The 14045-nt window shown below is 76.0% G+C and carries 13 protein-coding genes; 7 read left to right on the top strand and 6 right to left on the bottom strand.

What is annotated here, in order from left to right; genetic code table 11:
* Positions 1-60: 60 nt before the first annotated feature.
* Together JUB12_RS04185 and JUB12_RS04180 are read left to right on the top strand one after the other, a co-directional pair.
* Complete coding sequence (locus JUB12_RS04185; protein WP_205698359.1) at positions 61-1524, top strand: sensor histidine kinase; 1464 nt, start codon at positions 61-63, stop codon at positions 1522-1524.
* 177 nt (positions 1525-1701) lie between these two features.
* Positions 1702-2742, top strand: coding sequence for an LLM class flavin-dependent oxidoreductase (locus tag JUB12_RS04180; protein ID WP_205698358.1), 1041 nt, complete (start codon positions 1702-1704; stop codon positions 2740-2742).
* 4 nt (positions 2743-2746) lie between these two features.
* On the opposite strand, the gene JUB12_RS04175 is transcribed toward JUB12_RS04180, so the two are convergent.
* Entirely contained in the window at positions 2747-3928 is a 1182-nt protein-coding gene (locus JUB12_RS04175) for an oxygenase MpaB family protein (RefSeq protein WP_205698357.1), read from the bottom strand.
* 69 nt (positions 3929-3997) lie between these two features.
* Between JUB12_RS04175 and JUB12_RS04170 the strand changes: the two genes are divergently transcribed.
* The 3 genes from JUB12_RS04170 to JUB12_RS04160 are packed head-to-tail and all read left to right on the top strand — an operon-like array spanning position 3998 to position 6676.
* Complete coding sequence (locus JUB12_RS04170) at positions 3998-4663, top strand: TetR/AcrR family transcriptional regulator (RefSeq protein WP_205698356.1); 666 nt, start codon at positions 3998-4000, stop codon at positions 4661-4663.
* A gap of 23 nt (positions 4664-4686) precedes the next feature.
* A complete protein-coding gene (locus tag JUB12_RS04165; protein WP_205698355.1) occupies positions 4687-6297 on the top strand; it encodes an alkaline phosphatase in 1611 nt (536 codons plus the stop codon).
* A gap of 34 nt (positions 6298-6331) precedes the next feature.
* Positions 6332-6676 carry a hypothetical protein gene (locus tag JUB12_RS04160; RefSeq protein WP_205698354.1) on the top strand — a complete coding sequence of 115 codons (345 nt, stop codon included), beginning with the start codon at positions 6332-6334 and terminating at the stop codon, positions 6674-6676.
* Between the two features lie 5 nt (positions 6677-6681).
* On the opposite strand, the gene JUB12_RS04155 is transcribed toward JUB12_RS04160, so the two are convergent.
* Positions 6682-7527, bottom strand: a complete 846-nt coding sequence (locus JUB12_RS04155; RefSeq protein WP_205698353.1) for a sigma-70 family RNA polymerase sigma factor — start codon at positions 7525-7527, stop codon at positions 6682-6684.
* Between the two features lie 140 nt (positions 7528-7667).
* Here JUB12_RS04155 and JUB12_RS04150 point away from each other — a divergent pair, with 140 nt between their 5' ends.
* Both JUB12_RS04150 and JUB12_RS04145 read left to right on the top strand, forming a co-directional pair.
* Positions 7668-8849 (top strand): zinc-dependent alcohol dehydrogenase, encoded by a 1182-nt coding sequence (locus JUB12_RS04150; RefSeq protein WP_205698352.1) that lies wholly within the window; start codon positions 7668-7670, stop codon positions 8847-8849.
* Between the two features lie 57 nt (positions 8850-8906).
* Positions 8907-10913 carry a diguanylate cyclase domain-containing protein gene (locus JUB12_RS04145; RefSeq protein WP_205698351.1) on the top strand — a complete coding sequence of 669 codons (2007 nt, stop codon included), beginning with the start codon at positions 8907-8909 and terminating at the stop codon, positions 10911-10913.
* Positions 10914-10916: 3 nt separating this feature from the next.
* Here JUB12_RS04145 and JUB12_RS04140 read toward each other — a convergent pair whose 3' ends face one another.
* Genes JUB12_RS04140 through JUB12_RS04125 form a run of 4 tightly spaced genes read right to left on the bottom strand, consistent with a single transcriptional unit; the run spans position 10917 to position 13834 of the window.
* Positions 10917-11597, bottom strand: a complete 681-nt coding sequence (locus JUB12_RS04140; RefSeq protein WP_205698350.1) for a hypothetical protein — start codon at positions 11595-11597, stop codon at positions 10917-10919.
* Positions 11594-12358 (bottom strand): ATP-binding cassette domain-containing protein, encoded by a 765-nt coding sequence (locus JUB12_RS04135; RefSeq protein WP_205698349.1) that lies wholly within the window; start codon positions 12356-12358, stop codon positions 11594-11596. The genes JUB12_RS04140 and JUB12_RS04135 overlap by 4 nt, the downstream gene beginning before the upstream one ends.
* Positions 12359-12395: 37 nt before the next feature.
* Positions 12396-13139, bottom strand: coding sequence for an MBL fold metallo-hydrolase (locus tag JUB12_RS04130; RefSeq protein WP_205698348.1), 744 nt, complete (start codon positions 13137-13139; stop codon positions 12396-12398).
* A gap of 41 nt (positions 13140-13180) precedes the next feature.
* Positions 13181-13834: a transglutaminase-like domain-containing protein gene (locus tag JUB12_RS04125; RefSeq protein ID WP_205698347.1), complete on the bottom strand. Its 654-nt coding sequence runs from the start codon at positions 13832-13834 to the stop codon at positions 13181-13183.
* Positions 13835-14045: the final 211 nt, after the last annotated feature.

Genomic DNA, 14045 nt, shown 5'->3' with positions numbered 1-14045 from the left:
ACCTTGATGCCCCACCGCTACCCTTCCCAGGCCGCTCCGCCGCCGGCGACCGACCAGCCCATGCCGTCCAGCACGCCCTCCGCGCGCTCGCCGCTCGCCGGCGAGGACCTACTGCCCGCCCTGGCCACCGCCACGGCGGACGTCGTCGGCGAGGCGTTCCTCTCGACGCTCGCCACGGTCCTCGGGCCCGCCGTGGGCGCCGAGGAGGTCGTCCTGGCCGAGGAGGACGTCCCCGGCCGCTGCCGCGTCCGGACGGCCTGGCGCGCCGACGGGCGCCCGCCCGCGCGCGGCGACGACGCGACCCCCGCCGACGACGCGCTGGTCCTCCAGCTGCGCGACGGCGGCAAGACGCCCGTCGGCCACCTCGCCGTCCGCGGCGCCACCCTGGACGACGACGGCCGCAAGGCGCTCGACGTCCTCGCGGCCCGCGCCGCGGCCGAGCTGGGCCGCCTGCGCCAGGCCCGCGCGCTGCGCGCCCGCGAGTCCGAGGTCGCCCGCGCGCGCACGCGCGTGCTCCAGGCCGGCGACGAGGAGCGCCGCCGCATCGGCCGCAACCTCCACGACGGCCCGCAGCAGCGCCTCGTCGCCCTCGGCCACCTCATCGACCTCGGGCTGCGCAAGGCGGGGGAGGCGGTCGATCCTCAGGCCGCGACGCTGCTGCAGCGGGCCCGCGAGGAGGCCGCCGAGACGCTCGACGAGCTGCGCGAGCTCGCCCGCGGCCTGCATCCGGCGGGACTGGCCGAGCGCGGTGTCGTGCCGGCCCTCGAGGCGCTGGCGCGCCGCTCGCCGGTCCCCGTCGAGCTCGGCGCCCTGCCCGGCCGCCGGCTGCCCGACCCCGTCGAGGTCACCGCCTACTACCTGGTCAGCGAGGCGATCACGAACGCCGCGCGCCACGCCGGCGCCACGAAGGTCCGCGTCGACGTCGCCGACCGCGGTCCGCACGTCGAGGTCCGCATCAGCGACGACGGGGCCGGCGGCGCCGACCTCGAGGGCGGCACCGGCATCCAGGGCCTGCGCGACCGCGTCGCCGTCCTGGCGGGGACGCTCGAGGTCACCAGCCCGCCCGGCGAGGGGACGACCCTGCACGCGACGATCCCGCTGGCGCAGTGGCGCACCGCGGCCGAGCCGTTCCTCGAGTTCGGCAGCGCCGACGACGGCGGACACGGCCAGCGCTCGATCGCCGAGATCCTGGCCGGCCGGCGCACCGTCTCGGTCGGCCTCGCGCGCGAGTGGGACCTCGAGGGCGGCCCGCCGCGGATCGGGACGCGGCTGCCCATCCGCGACCACCGCGGGATCGACCACGGCGCCGTCGTCGTCCAGCGCGTGGGCCTCGTGACCTACGGCGAGCTCGACGGCGTCCTCACGCCCGAGGAGCTCGGCCACCCGGACGTCGACGCCTGGCTGGTGCGCCAGCGCAACTTCTACGACGGCTGCCGCGACGAGCTCGCGGTGCTGCTCGGCGAGCCGGGCTGGCGGCTGACCGACGGCGAGCCCATGGTCGTCGTGTGGTTCACGCCCGAGTAGTTGGCGCGTAGCCGCTCGTCAATCGCTCAAGTCCCGCGCCCTGGCTGCCGAGGAGCCGGGTGAGGGAAGGGCTCACACCCCCTGCGAGCCCGCCCTGATGGCGAGAGTTGGCGGGCCTCGACGGCGTACCCCCTTGCCGCCGCCGAGGCCCGACTCGCCGCTGCTAGCGTCGAACGGATGCTCCGCCTGAGCGTCCTGGACCAGTCGCCGATCGCCGAGGGCGCGACCGGGGCGCAGGCGCTGCAGAACACGCTCGAGCTCGCGCGGCTCGCCGACCGCCTCGGCTTCCACCGCTACTGGGTGGCCGAGCACCACGGCGGCCCGTCCCTGGCCGGTCCGGCGCCCGAGGTCCTCATCGGGCCGATCGCCGCCGCCACCCAGCGCCTGCGCGTCGGCAGCGGCGGCGTGATGCTCCCGCACTACAGCCCGCTGCACGTCGCCGAGCAGTTCAGCGTGCTGGCGGGGCTGTGCGGCGACCGGATCGACCTCGGCATCGGCCGCGCGTCGGGGACCGACCCGCTCACGACCTTCGCCCTGCAGCGCGACCGCCGCCAGGCCTCGCCCGACGACTTCCCCGACCAGCTCGCCGAGCTCCTCGCGCACCTCGAGGACGACCTGCCGGCCGACCACCCGTTCGCGCGGCTGCCCAGGACCCTGCCCGGCCGGCCCCAGCGCCCACGCGTCTGGCTGCTGGGCTCCTCGCCGCAGTCGGCGCTGTGGGCGGCGGAGCTGAGCCTGCCCTACGCCTTCGCGGACTTCATCAACCCGCAGGGCGCGAGGATCGCCGCCGACTACCGGCAGCGGTTCGTGGCCGGCCGTGGCCTCGACGACCCCGAGGCGGTCGTGGCGGTGTGGGCGCTGGCCGCCGACACCGAGGACGAGGCGCTCGAGCTCGCGACCTCGAGCCGGATGATGTTCTCCCTCCTGCGCCAGGGCCGGCTCATCGCCGTCCCGACGCCGGACAAGGCCATGGCGTGGGCACGCTCGCGCGGGGAGGACCCGCGCAAGCCGCGCGAGGGGCGGCGGACCATCGTCGGCGACCCGGCGCAGGTGCGCGCGGGCATCGAGGCCGCGGCGCAGGAGTACGGGGCGCGCGAGGTCGTCGTCGTGACGATCACCCACAGCCACGCCGCGCGCCTGCGCTCCTACGAGCTGATCGCACGGGAGTTCGGGCTGGACGCGGTGGACGCCGCGCCGCCGGTCGTCGCGCAGGCCTAGCCGCCTAGGCGGCGCGCAGCACCGGCTCGTCCTGCACCCGCTCGGGCTCGAGCTGGGCGGGCGCCCGGGTGAGGTCCATCATCCGCGAGACGAGTGCGATCTCGCGCTCGGCGATGCGGTGCGCGTCGCCCAGCGCGCCCGTGGCGAGCAGCACCTCGCGGGCGATCGTCGCCGGGCGCAGCAGCGGCGCGGCGTGCTTGAGCGGCGTGTCGGGGACCCCCAGGCGGTCGGCCATCGCCTCGCCCATCCAGCGACGGGTGAAGCCGCCGAGGACCTGGGCGCTCACGTGGCGGCTGAGGACCCCGACCGGGCCGGGGAGGAAGCGCGTGAAGGCGAAGCCGTGGTGCAGGAGCGCGCGCATGAGCTCGGGCGACTGCTCGTGGGGCTCGCCGTCGAGGTCCAGCGCGCAGCCGATCCAGGCCTGGGCGTCCTCGAGGCTGGCGGGGAGGTGCTCCTCGGGCGCGCCGAGCAGGTGCGTGATCCACCGCCACAGGTGGAACTGCGCCTCGAGCTCGGCGGGCGTGTAGCGGACGCCGAGGTCCTCCAGCGCGCGCTTCGGCACCAGCAGGAAGCCGCCGAGCCCGGTGGCGATCGTGTCCGCCACGCTGATCGGCGGGCCCCACGCCTCCCGGTCCCAGTCGGGCTTGGCCAGCAGGTGGGTGCGCACGAGCGCGTGGACGAGGCGCAGGCGGACGGTGAGGCGCAGGCCCTCCGCGCCCGGGCGCAACGCCCCGGGCTGCGTCGCGGCGACGACCCAGCGCGCGGTCTCCCCGAGCCGGCGCGGGGCCATCTGCGTCAGCCGGCCGGTGGCGGCCAGCGGCCGCGACAGGGCGGCGCTGCGGTAGCCGAAGGCCAGGGACCCGCAGGTCAGCGCGATCGCCTGGGTCGCGGAGCTGATCCGCCAGCGCGCCACGGCGCCCGCGTCGACGAGGTCGAGGTCGACCCACGAGGGCGGGTCGAGCGCCGGGCGGACGACGGCCTCGAGCTCGGGCGGCGCCCCCGCGACGTCCTGGCCGGCGAGCGCCGCGTCGAGCAGCTGCCAGCCGCGGCCGCCCGGCATCGCCCGGAAGGCCGCGACGAGGCGGTCGGCGTCGTCGTCGACGACGTCGGCCGCGGCGATGATGCGGTCGACGAGCTCCGCGCCGTGCGTGGCGCGCGCGCCCTCCACGTCGTGCACCCGGGACACGCGGCAGAACGTAGCGGAAACGCGCGTTGTCGACAACGGGTGTTTCCCGATCGCGGTAGGGTGGTCGCCGTGCCCGCCTCCGGGGTCTACCGCGGCGTCCCCGCCGCCGAGCGCCAGGCCGCGCGCCGGCGCCGGCTGCTCGACGCCGCGCTCGACCTGCTCGGCACCGAGGGCGCCCAGGCCACGACGGTCCGTGCCGTCTGCCGCCGCGCGCAGCTCACGCCGCGCTTCTTCTACGAGAGCTTCGAGGACCTCGACGCGCTGCTCGTCGCCGTCTTCGACGAGGTGGTGCAGGCCGCGACGGCGCGGATGCTCGAGGCCCTCGGCGTCGCGGGCGCCGACCAGGACGCCCGCGCGCGCGCCGCCATCGGCGCGTTCGTCGACGCCCTCACCGAGGACCCGCGCGTGGCGCGCGTGGTCTGCCTCGAGGCGCTGGGCAGCGAGCCGCTCATGCGCCGCCGGCTCGCCGTCGTGCGGTCCATGACCCAGCTCGTGGCCGAGCACGCCCGGGCCGAGTTCCGCCCGCCTCCGGACGCCGAGCCGCTCGTCGACCTCACCGCGACCGTCCTCGTGGGCGGCCTCGCGGAGGTCCTGATCTCGTGGCTGGACGGCGGGCTGCGCCAGGACCGCGACCAGCTCGTCGACGACTTCGCCGCGCTCTTCGTGGCCACGGGCGCCGCGGCGGCCGACGTCGCCGTGCGGCGGGCCCGCGCGAAGCGGCTCCCATCCCCCTGATCGGGGGGTAGGCTGGCGCGGCCGTGTCCGCCTCCGCCTCCGCCTTCACCCGGCGGCGCCTGCTCGCCGTGTCCGGCGCCGCGGGTGTCGCGATCCTCCTCCCCGACGGCGTCCGCGTGGCCGACGCCGCCTCGCGCAAGAAGGTGCCGCTCGCGCGCGGCGGCGGCTTCTCGAGCGGCGTGATGTCCGGCGACCCGGCGCCCGACGCCGTGACGCTGTGGACGCGCCTCGACGACGTCCAGGAGGCGGGGCGCGCCCGCCTGCGCCTGGAGATCGCGCGCGACGAGGGCTTCTCGAAGGTCGTGCTGCGCCGCGACGTCCCCGTCACCGCGCTGCGCGACTGGACCGCGAAGGTCCGCGTCAGCGGGCTGGACCCCGACGAGCGCTACTGGTTCCGCTTCGCCACGAGGAGCTCGAGCTCGCCGGTCGGGCGCACACAGACCGCGCCGGCCAAGGACTCCAAGCGGCCGCTGACGATCGGCTACTTCGCCTGCCAGGACTACGCCTCGGGCTTCTACGGCGCCTACCAGGCGATGCTGGCCCGCGACCCCGACGTCGTCGTCTGTGGCGGCGACTACATCTACGAGCGCGTCTTCCGCGAGTCCGGCTACGGCAACGCGCGCAAGGACACGATCGGCAAGGACGGCGACGGCACCGCGCGGACGCTCGCCGACTACCGCGCGAAGTACCGCCTCTACCGCACCGACCCGGACCTGCAGGAGCTCCAGCGGCTCACGCCGCTCGTGGCCCAGTGGGACGACCACGAGGTCTCCGACAACTACGCGGGCGGGGCCGAGCGCAACCCGTACGCGGAGGAGCCGTTCGACACGTGGGACCGTGACCGGATGCTCGCGGGCTGGCGCGCGTGGCACGAGCACATGCCTGCCCTGCGCTTCGGCAGGTCGCTGCGCCAGTTCCGCGACCTCCAGCTCGGCGCCCTGGCCCACCTGCACGTCCTCGACTCGCGCTCCTACCGCGACCCGCAGCCCTGCGAGGACAGCTCGCTCGCGCCCTGCGGCGAGACGGGGGCCAAGCGCAGCTACCTCGGGCGCGAGCAGCTCACCTGGCTCCAGGACGGCCTCGCGTCGAGCCCCGCGGCCTGGCAGGTCGTGCTCAACCAGCTCATGGTCATGCCGTTCGACGTGCTGCCGACGCTCCCGGTGACCGTCGACTCCTGGGAGGGCTACGCCGCCGAGCGCGGCGAGCTGCTGCGCTCGATCGAGCAGCGCCGGGTCGACGACGTCGTCTTCCTCACCGGCGACATCCACACGTTCTTCGGCGGCGAGGTCCGGCGCGACGGGCGCACCGGCCCGGCGGTGGCGACGGAGCTCGTCGGCGGCTCGACGACCTCGCCGGGCACCGCGGAGCTCCTGCAGAACCAGGTCTCCCAGGGGCTGCTGAGCGCGGACGTGCTCAAGGGCATCACCGACACGGCGGTGCCCGCGCTGAACCCGTGGATGCGCTACGCCGAGACGCGCAGCCACGGCTGCATGGTGCTCGAGGTGCGCGAGAAGGAGGTCCGGGCCGACGTGCTGGGCTCCCGCGACGTGCTCACGCACGCGGGCTCGCGCGACGTCCGCACGCTCGAGCGGCTGCGCATCCCGCGCGGGCGCGCGAGGGTGGAGGTCGGCTAGCGCTCCGGACCGGGCGCTAGCCTAGGCGGGCAAGGTGCACCAGGAGCCGACGGACACCGAGTTCGCCTACGCCCTCGAGCTGCTGCCACCCGGCGGCTGGGGGTTCCGTCGCTGGCGCTTCGAGCTCTGGCACGGCGCACGGCTCATCGCCGCCGGCTGGCGCCTGTCGCGCGAGCACGCCGAGCGCGCCCTGCGCACCGCCGCCTCGCGTGCGGGGCACGCGATGCTCGGCGTGCACCCGCTCAACCCGGACCGCACGTCGGCGTCCGGGGCCTTCCTGACGGGCGCCACCGTCCGGGTGGACTGCGGCGCCCTGACCTGCGTGCTCGTCCCGCGTGCCGAGACCGCGGCCATCCAGGCCCGCGGCGCGGCGGCCTAGGCGGCCTAGGCGGCGAACAGCCCGCGGTGCTCGGTGAGCGCCAGGCGCAGCTTCTTCTTGATGCCGGTGTGGATCTGGGAGACGCGGCTCTCGGTCACGCCGACGACCTCGCCCACCTCGGCACCCGTGAGGTGCTCGACGTACAGGAGGACGGCGATCTCGCGCTCGCGCTCGGAGAGGGTGGCGAAGGCCTCCCGGAAGCGCTCCTTGGCGGCCGCCTTCATCGCCTGGTGCTCGGGCTCGGCCTCGAGGTCGTCGGCCTCGACGGTGTCCACGCGCATGATCGAGCCGCCCGGCTCGCCGGCGTCGACCGTCTCGTCCAGCGAGGACGGCTCGGCGCGGACGAGGTCGTGGCGCAGGTCGCGCAGCTCGCGGACCGAGAGGCCGGCGGCCTCGGCCGTCTCCTCCTCGGTGGGCTCCCGGCGGTGCAGCGCGCGGAAGTCCGACTCGACCTTGGTGACGTCGCGCTGGAGGCGGCGCACGGAGCGCGGGGCCCAGTCCTGGCGGCGAAGCTCGTCGAGGACGGCGCCGTGGATGCGGGTGTAGAGGAACTGCTCGAGGGTGGCGCCCTTGAGCGGGTCGTAGCGGTCCAGCGAGCTCATCACGGCCTCGAGGCCGCAGCTCAGGAAGTCCTCGACCTCGAGGTGGGCCGGGACCTCGCGCACCTTGCGGTAGACGATGTACTTGACCAGCGGGGCGAAGGTCAGGACGAGGCGGTCGCGGACCTGGGGGTCGCCGGTGGCGCGGAGCTCCATCCACAGGGCCAGGAGCGAGTCGGAGGAGAGGCGGCCGTCCTTGCCGGGGGCGATGCGGCGGGCGGCGGGGGAGAGAGACGAGGCGGTGCGGGACACGCAGACTGCATCGGCGCCCTGGCAGCGCGCCGACATCCCTCGATCGGAGGGTCCGATCGGATGAAAGGAGGGGGGCCGAACCACCGACCGGGTCGGCGGGTCGTGCGTGAGCCGGAGGCGCACCGGGCACGGCCAGGGCCATGAAGGCTGTGACCTGGCACGGCAAGCGCGACGTCCGCGTCGACACGGTCCCCGACCCGTCGATCGAGGAGCCGACGGACGCGATCATCCGCGTGACGTCGAGCGGCATCTGCGGCTCGGACCTCCACCTCTACGAGGTGCTCGGGCCGATGATCACCGAGGGGATGGTCCTCGGGCACGAGCCCATGGGCGTGGTGGAGGAGGTCGGCGCCGGGGTCACCGAGCTCCAGCCGGGCGACCGCGTCGTCATCCCGTTCCAGATCTCCTGCGGGCACTGCTGGATGTGCGACCAGGGGCTGCAGACCCAGTGCGAGACCACGCAGGTCCGCGACCAGGGGATGGGGGCGATGCTCTTCGGCTACACCGACCTGTACGGCAACAAGGACGGCGGCCAGGCCGAGTTCCTGCGCGTCCCGCAGGCGAACTACACGCACATCAAGGTCCCGGACGGCCCGCCGGACGAGCGCTTCGTCTACCTCTCCGACGTCCTGCCCACGGCGTGGCAGGCCTTCGAGTACGCCGGCGTCCCCGAGGGCGGGTCGGTCGTGGTGATGGGCCTGGGCCCGATCGGCGAGATGGCGGCCCGCATCGCGCTGCACAAGGGCCGGCGCGTCATCGGCGTCGACCTGGTCAAGGAGCGCCTGGAGCGCTCGGCGAGCCGCGGCGTCGAGGTGCTGGACCTCTCCGAGCACCAGGACGACCTGGCCGAGGTGATCCGGGGCATGACCGACGGCCGCGGGCCCGACGCGGTCATCGAGGCGGTCGGCATGGAGGCCCACGGCTCGCCCGGGGCGAAGATCGCGCAGACCGCCACCGGCCTGCTGCCCGACGCGATCGCCGCCAAGGTGATGCAGACCGGCGGCATCGACCGCCTCCACGCCTTCCTGCTGTCGATCGACATCGTCCGCCGCGGCGGGACGATCTCGCTCATCGGCGTCTACGGCGGCATGGCCGACCCGCTGCCCATGCTCACGCTGTTCGACAAGCAGATCCAGCTGCGGATGGGCCAGGCCAACGTCAAGCGCTGGGCGCCGGACATCCTCCCGCTGCTGAGCGACGACGACCCGCTCGGCGTCGAGGGCTTCGCGACGCACCACGCCTCGCTCGACGAGGCGCCCGACCTCTACAAGACGTTCCAGGAGAAGGCGGACGGGGCGATCAAGGTCCTCCTGCACCCCTAGCGCGTGACTGGCGCTCAGGCGCGTACGCGCTCCTGCCGATGACGCAGGTGCGCGCCCATGCTGCAGTTCCCCCTCCGCCCGACGGGCCTTGCCCCCGCCCTCAGCGACGCCCGTCACCGGCGTCTGCTGACCTGGCTGCTCGACGCCCTCACCCTGCTCGTCGCCGCCCTCACGGTGGTGATGGGCCACGCCGCCTGGCTCGTCCTGCCGCTGGTCGTGCTCTCGGCCGTCGCGCGCGTGTCGGCCAACGCCGCGGTCCGCCGTTCGGACCGCGCGAGCCGGCGGCAGGCCGAGCGCTACTTCCAGAAGGCGGGGACCATGCTGCTGGACCTGGACCGCGAGGGCCGGGTGCGGGCCATCAACGAGGCCGGGTGTGCCGTCGTGGGTCGCTCCGCCGAGGAGCTCGTGGGCGCGGACTGGTTCGCCATCGCCCTGACGTCCGAGTACGAGCCGCAGGGCCGAGCCGCCTACGCCGAGGTCATCGGGCGCGGCGAGCTGCGCCGCGAGCACGTCGACCTCGAGCTCGTCGCGAGCTGCGGCGAGGTGCGCCACGTACAGTGGCACAGCGAGCTCCTGCACGACGAGCACGGACGGGTCACCGGGATGCTCTGCGCCGGCACCGACGTCACGGACCGCCGGCGCATGGAGGAGCAGCTGCAGGCCGAGCAGCGCGAGCTCGGGGCGCTGCACCGCCTCGCCCAGGACGTCGGCGCCCTCGAGGACGCCCGGCCGGCGGTCGTCGAGCACGTGCGGTCGCTGACCGGCGCGGCGTGGGTCGCGCTGTCCGAGCGCGAGGGCGACGAGATCGTCGTCACCGCGGTCGCCGGCGAGGTGCCGCTGCGCGGCGTGCGCGTGAACGTCGAGGACCGTTCGCTGCAGGCCAAGGTCATGGCGAGCGGCCGCGCGGTGTTCGCGGCCGAGGCGGCGACCGACGAGCGCATCTCGCCGCGGCTGCTCGAGGTGGCACCCGACACGCGCAGCATCTACTGCCGGCCCGTCATGGCCTCGCGCTCGCCGCTGGGCGTGCTGACCGTCGGCTGGCACCGGCCGGTCGCGTCGGTCAGCGTGCGCGAGGCGGCGCTCGTGGCGGTTGCCGGCCATGAGGCCTCCGTGGCGCTCGAGCGCCGCGCGACCGTGCGCCGCCTCGAGGCCCTCGCGCTGACCGACGCCCTGACCGAGCTGCCCAACCGGCGCCTGTGGGACCGCGAGCTGCCGATCGCGCTGGCCCGCGCGCGGCGCAGCCAGACCGACGTCGCCGTCGCGATGCTCGACCTCAACGCCTTCAAGCAGCACAACGACGTCCACGGCCACGACGCGGGCGACACGCTCCTGCGCGAGGCCGCGCGCGCCTGGCAGGACGTCCTGCGCGGGACCGACGTGCTCGTGCGCCTCGGCGGCGACGAGTTCGCCCTCCTGCTGCCCGACTGCGGGCAGGACGGGGCCGAGGCCACCGCGCTGCGCCTGCAGGACGCCGTGCCCCACGGCGCCGGCGTGTCCGTCGGCGTCGCGGTGTGGGACCGCGTGGAGACCGGCGACGAGCTCGTCCGGCGCGCCGACCAGGCGCTGTACGCCGACAAGGCGACGGCGCGCGAGGCGCGTCTGGAGGATCCGGCCCGGCTCGCGGCCCTCGCGGCCCTGGCGCTGGCCGGCAGCGCGGAGCTCGACCGCCTCGCCGAGGTCGCCGCGTGGCTGGCCGAGGCGCCGTCGGCCGCGGTCACGCTGCTGGACGACCAGCGCCAGCACATCGTCGCGTCGTGCGGGTTGAGCGGTCCTGCCGTCGAGGAGGGCGGGACCGCGCTGTCGGGCGCGATCTGCCGCCACACCGTGGCCTCCGGACGGCCCTTCGTCGTGGCCGACTGCCGGGAGCACCCCCTGCTCGTCGACCACCCGGCGGTGGCCGACGGCGTGCTGGCCTACGCCGGCGTCCCGCTCGTCGACGCCGACGGGCAGGTGCTCGGCGCGCTGTGCGCGTTCGACGGCCAGCCGCGGGCGTGGTCCGACGACCACGTCTCGGCGCTGCAGACCCTCGCGGTGCGCGTCGTCGCGAGCCTGACCCGGCCCTGAGCGTCAGCCCGCGCGCCGCGCCCACCGGGTGGCGGCGACGAGGAGCGCGAGGGCGAGGACCGCACAGCCCGCGAGCCCGGCCGCCGTGGCCGCCCAGTCGACGCCCGCGTCGTCGGCGTCGGTGAGCGTCCGGGCCAGGGCGACCGGGCCCCCGGCGGGGCCGAGCGCCTCGGCGAGGACGACCAGCAGCAGGAGGCCGCCGAGCACCGCGGCGACGGCGCTGGCGCGGCGCGTGACGCGCGGCGGCGCGCAGAGGACCGCGAGCGCTCCACCGACGAGCGCGGCGGCGAGGTGGGCCAGCAGGGCGGCGACGGCGAGGCCGGCGGTCGGCTCGGGGTCCAGCAGGCCCAGGGCTGGCGGGTAGGCCAGGAAGAGCGCGCTGAGGGCGACGGCGACCCCGCCGACGAGGACGGCGTCGAGCGCGGTGCGGGCGGGGCGGCCGCCGAGGGCGGCGGTGGCCATGTCGGCCTGCGCGGCCGGCTCGCCGTCGAGCACGGCGCCGACGAGCCACGCCGCCAGGGCGCACGCGACGAGCGCCGTCAGGCCCCACGTGGCGCCCGGCTCGTTGTGGCGGTAGGCGTAGACGCCGAGCAGCGCGAAGAGCGTCGCCGCGACGGCGGGCAGCGGCGTCCGGGTGCGGGCGGCCACGAGCACGAGGTAGCGCAGGGCGCCCGCGGCGCTCACGGCCGGACCTCGTGCACGTGCCAGCCGTCGTCGAGCAGCGAGCGCAGGAGCCCGTCGACCGCGTCGGGCGCCACGGCACGGCGCAGCGTGCCCTGCGTCGGGTGGACGGCGACGACGGTCGTGCGCCGGGCGGGGGCGGCGGCGGTCCCGGCCTCGACCACGGCGCAGCCCCCGTCGCGCAGCACGAGGCCGCGCTGGAGCTCGAGCCGGCCCCCGGCGGCGCCGGAGTGGTCGGTGAGCAGGGCGGCGGCGCCCTCGGCCACGCGGGCCGTCAGCTCGGCGGCCAGCCAGTCGCGCCCGTCGGCGTCCAGGCCGGCGAACGGCTCGTCGAGGAAGAGCAGTGGGCAGCCGGCGTCGAGCGCCTCGAGCAGGGCGAGGCGCTGCACCATGCCCTTGCTGCAGGTCGCGCTCGGGCGGTCGAGGACCCGGGGGTCCAGCCCACTGGCCGCGGCGGCCGTGGCCCAGTCGACGGGCTCGAGGCCGCGCAGGCGCCGCATCGCGGCGAGCCACTCGCCCCCGCGGATCGCGGGGGCCAGGGCGACCTTCTCGGGGACGAAGGCCCAGGTGCCGTGGCGCTGGACGCGTCCGCGACGCGCGTCGGCCAGGCCGGCGAGCACGCGCAGCAGGCTCGTCTTGCCGCTGCCGTTGGCGCCCGCCAGGTGCACCGCGTCGCCGGCGGCCAGCTCGACGTCCACGTCGCGCAGGACCTCGCGCCGGCCGCGGACGACGGCCAGCCCTTGCGCGTCGAGCACCCGGGGCACGCGGCGGGACGCTAGCCCGCGTCGTGTCGCCGTCGCGTCAGGCGGCGCCGGCCACGCGCGCCTGCTCGACCGCGCTCTGGACGCCGCCGGTGAACGGCTCGCCGTGGCCCGTGAGGACCGTCGTGGCGCCCGTCGCGGCGAGGGCGTCGAGCGACGCGTCGTTGCGCGCCACGTCCGCGGTGGCGGCACGCGCGACCATGCGGGGACCGCGCATCCCGGTGTACGGGTCGAGCGTCACGATCGCATCGCCGGCCAGGAGCACGTCGCGGTCGGCGAGGTGCAGCGCGCAGTGGCCGAAGGTGTGGCCCGGGCAGGGCACGACGGTGGGGGAGCCCGGGACGTCGAGCGTGCCGCTGTCGTACGGGACGACGTCGCCGACCGGCGACGGGAAGAACGCGCGGTGGGCCAGGAGCGAGGCCACGATCGGGAAGGCGCGGACCTGCGTGGCGAAGTACGGGATGCGCGAGCGCTCGTGCTCGTAGCGGGAGGGGTGCTTGGTCAGCTCGACGTCCTCGCGATGGACGAGCACCGGCACGCCGAGCTCCTTGCGGGCGCGCTCGGCGAAGCCGACGTGGTCGAAGTGCGCGTGGGTGAGCACGACCGCCTCGACCTGGTCCTTGCGCCGCCCCAGCTCGCGCAGTGCCGCCTCGAACGAGCCCCACGACGTCGGGACGCCGGTGTCGACGACCGTCAGCCGGTCGCCGTCCTCGACGAGGTACCAGTTCGTGTAGGCGTCCTCGATGCGGTGGACACCGGGCGCGACGTCGCGGTGCAGGGCCATGGACGCCGAGGTGCCCGGCGTCCGCGCCGCGACACGGGCGGCTAGTTCAGGCGGGCCTGCAGCGCGCGCAGCTCGCGCTCGAGGACCTCGCGGCCGTCGGGGTCGCTCGGGAGGACGAGGCGCAGCTGCGCCGCCTTGATGGCGTGCGCGAGGTGCGCGCGGCGGCGGAACGAGCCGACGAGGTTGTTGAGCATCCGCATGGCGGTGTCGTGCGCCGACCACGGCCGGACGGCGGCCGCGTCGTGGGTCTCGACGAGGCTGCCGCCGCCGAAGGGGTCGAGCAGCAGCGGCGGGTCGCACCCGAAGTGGCCGACGACGTAGTGGCCCGGCAGGCCCACGCCCTCGAGGGCCACGCCGGTGCGGCGGCCCACGGCGACGTAGACGACCGAGAGCAGGATGGGCAGGCCCCGGCGGCGCTCGAGGACGACGTCGAGCATGGAGTTGCGCGGGTCGTCGTACTGGCGCTCGTCGCCCGCGAAGCCGTGCGCCGTGCCCAGGACGTCCCCGGCGACGCGCGCCTCCTCCTGCGGGCTGCCGTCGGTGCGAGCGAGCGCGGCGGCGAGGTCCTGCGCGAGCGCGTCGAGGGTCGCCCGGGCGGCGGCGTCGTCGACGTCGCGGAACTCGGCCGCGAGCGCGAGGGCGAGCTCGTCGAGCGGCGGGTCGGGGAGGGCGGCGAGCTCGTGGAACGCCGGCATCGGCGCCATCGTAGGCCGCCCGGGAGGACGACGAACGCTCGCCGCTGGGGCGGCGAGCCTGTCGCTACTTGCGGAGGTAGCCGCCGCAGTGCGGGCAGCTGGCCCGGTCGGCGACCCTCGCGGAGGGCCACCAGCGCAGGCACTTGGCGCAGAGGACGCGCATGCTCATGCCTTCCGGTCGTGAGTCGGTGCGGGGCCTGCGGGGAGACGT

It is taken from the genome of Conexibacter sp. SYSU D00693 (assembly GCF_017084525.1).
Taxonomy (GTDB): domain Bacteria; phylum Actinomycetota; class Thermoleophilia; order Solirubrobacterales; family Solirubrobacteraceae; genus Baekduia.
This window is presented reverse-complemented; position numbering and strand designations above follow the sequence as displayed.